Below are 1,212 nucleotides of genomic sequence, written 5' to 3'. Positions count from 1 at the left end.
GCCGCCCTACACGCCGACCACCTTCGGGGCCTTCGCGGGCTATCACCGCGGCAGCCACTTCGAGGTCACCCGCAAGACCCGCATCGACGAGTGGGCGGCAGCGCATGGCGCGGCCTTCGAGCCGGTCGGCCAGTGGCGCCGGGCGTGGTACTTCCCGAAGGCGGGCGAGAGCATGGACGATGCGGTGCGTCGCGAATGCGCCGCGACCCGCGAGAGCCTCGGCATCTTCGACGCCTCCACCCTCGGCAAGATCGAGGTGGTGGGCCCCGACGCGGTCGAGTTCATGAACCGCATGTATACCAACCCCTGGACCAAGCTGGGCGTCGGCCGCTGCCGCTACGGCCTGCTCTGCGGCGATGACGGCTTCATCCGCGACGACGGCGTGATCGGCCGCATGGGTCAGGACAGGTTCCACGTCACCACCACCACCGGTGGCGCGGCGCGCGTGCTGAACATGATGGAGGACTACCTCCAGACCGAATGGCCGGACCTCAACGTCTGGCTGACCTCGACCACCGAGCAATGGGCGACCGTTGCTTTGAACGGCCCCAACGCCGCCAAGCTGCTCGCCCCGCTCGTCGAGGGCGTGGAGCTGACCGAAGAGGCCTTCCCGCACATGTCCTGCGTGGAATGCACCGTCGCCGGCATGCCGGCACGCCTGTTCCGCGTCAGCTTCACCGGCGAGATCGGCTTCGAGGTCAACGTCCCCGCCCCCATGGGACGCCAGCTCTGGGAAACGCTCTGGGACGCCGGTCAGCAGTACGGCATCACGCCCTACGGCACCGAGACCATGCACGTGCTCCGCGCCGAGAAGGGCTACATCATCGTCGGCCAGGACACCGACGGCACCGTCACGCCCTTTGACGCGGGCATGGGCTGGGCCGTGGGCAAGGCGAAGCCCGATTTCGTCGGCAAGCGCGGTCTCGCACGGCCCGACCTCGTCGCCAAGGGCCGCAAGCAGCTCGTGGGCCTGCTGTCCGAGGACGGCTCCAAGCTGGAAGAAGGCGCCCAGATCGTCTTCGATCCCAAGCAGCCGATCCCGATGAAGATGGTCGGACACGTCACCTCGTCCTACGACGTGGGCACCACCGGCCGCCCGATCGCGCTGGCCCTGGTCGAGGGCGGTCACGACCGCCTGGGCGAGATCGTCCACATCCCGATGCCCGATCGAACCATCGCCGCGAAGATCACCGGAACGGTGTTCTTCGATCC

1 protein-coding gene is annotated in these 1,212 nt (G+C 68.2%); it reads left to right on the top strand.

Features of this window, described 5'->3' with window-relative positions:
* Window positions 1-1,212: aminomethyltransferase family protein (locus HC022_RS26995; protein ID WP_217704134.1), on the top strand; the 1,212-nt coding region annotated here is incomplete at both ends.

Source organism: Salipiger sp. HF18, from assembly GCF_011806505.1.
GTDB classification, from domain to species: domain Bacteria; phylum Pseudomonadota; class Alphaproteobacteria; order Rhodobacterales; family Rhodobacteraceae; genus Salipiger; species Salipiger thiooxidans.
Note: the sequence above shows the minus strand (reverse complement) of the source record. Positions and strands in the feature narration are given on the sequence as shown.